Genomic DNA, 1,522 nt, shown 5'->3' with positions numbered 1-1,522 from the left:
GAACAGTTGCAGGAGATCGTTAATAACCCCGGCAAGCAACTTAATGCGCTGCTGAAAAGCGGTAAGCAAGTTGTCGGCTGCTTTCCGGAATATACCCCGAATGAAATCGTTTATGCGGCAGGCATGGTACCGTTTGGCCTGTGGGGGGCAGAAGGGAAGGAGATCTCGGAGGCCAAGAAATACTTCCCGCCGTTTTACTGCGCGCTGGCGCTGTCCACGCTGGAACTGGGTCTGGATCATGCACTGAATAAACTGTCGGCGGTGATGATTCCGGTGCTGTGTGACACCCTTAAATGCCTGGGGCAAAACTGGAAGGTGGGGGTGCCGCAGGTGCCCTTTATCCAACTGGTGCATCCACAGAATCGCGCCATGCCGGCTGGTATTGCGTTTTTGACTGAACAGTATCAGCGTATCGCCCAGCAATTAGGGCGGATATCCGGGCAGTCTGTCACGCCGCAAGCGCTCGATCGCGCCATTGAACTGTTTAATCAGCATCGTACCGCGCTGCGTGAATTCTCACAGGTGGCCGCTCGCTACCCGCGTACCATTAGCCCGCTGATGCGTAATACCGTGATAAAAAGCGGCTATTTCATGGACGTGGTGGAACATACCCTGCGTGTGCGTGAGATCAGCGCACTGTGCACACAATTGCCAACCGAGCAGTGGGATGGTCATAACATTGTGGTGACTGGCATCATCGCGGACAGCCCTGCCATTCTGCAAATTTTTGCTGACAACCATATGGCGATCGTGGCTGATGAAGTGGCTCACGAATCCCGCCAATTCCGGCAAGACGTTCCTCCTGACAGCGATCCCTACCGTCGCCTGGCCTTGCAGATTGCCCAGCTCGAAGGGTGCTCATTGCTACACGATCCCGAGAAGAAACGCGGCAGTGTGTTGGTTGATATGGTGCGGAAAAATAATGCGCAGGGCGTGGTGTATCTGTTAACCAAGTTTTGCGATCCGGAAGAGTTTGATGCACCCATTATCAAAAAGCAGCTCGATAAGGAAGGTATTCCCTCCATTATTATTGAAATCGATCAACAAACAAAAAGTTACGAGCAGGCGCGTACGGCATTACAGACTTTTGCCGATGTGCTTTCAGCATAAATGAATATGCGACGATTGGTAAATTAATGAAGCTGGGTTGAGCGCGGCATATTACACCGCGTTCAATCACGGCGAATGGTTGTTTAATTTAATCATCTCTGACGCTGATAAATAAATAGAAGAGAGAATATCATGGGTATTTTCTGTTTGATTCTCGGATTAATTATTTTGATGGTGATGTGTATAAAAGGCATACACATCTTTATTTCTGTCTTTACCGCCAGCCTGTTTTTAGCCGTGACGGCATGGTTAACCGCGCCAGATGGCCTGAATCCTCTGGATGCGATATTAAAAATCTACACCACGGGGCTTGGCAGCTATTTCGGCGCCTTTTTTTTTATCTTCGTACTGGGGGTGATAATCGGCCAGCTGTCGGCCATCAGCGGCGCGGCTGACAGCGTGGCAACGTTCA

The 1,522-nt window shown here is 50.6% G+C and carries 1 protein-coding gene and 1 pseudogene; both read left to right on the top strand.

The features are described 5' to 3' along the window. Positions 1 to 1,110 (top strand): 2-hydroxyacyl-CoA dehydratase subunit D (locus J5224_RS27350; RefSeq protein ID WP_264628287.1); only part of this gene is annotated, 1,110 nt, incomplete at its 5' end. Positions 1,111 to 1,242: 132 nt separating this feature from the next. Beyond that, positions 1,243 to 1,522: pseudogene (locus J5224_RS27345) on the top strand (GntP family permease); the annotation flags it as partial.

It is taken from the genome of Candidatus Symbiopectobacterium sp. NZEC135, from assembly GCF_025962695.1.
Note: the sequence above shows the minus strand (reverse complement) of the source record. Positions and strands in the feature narration are given on the sequence as shown.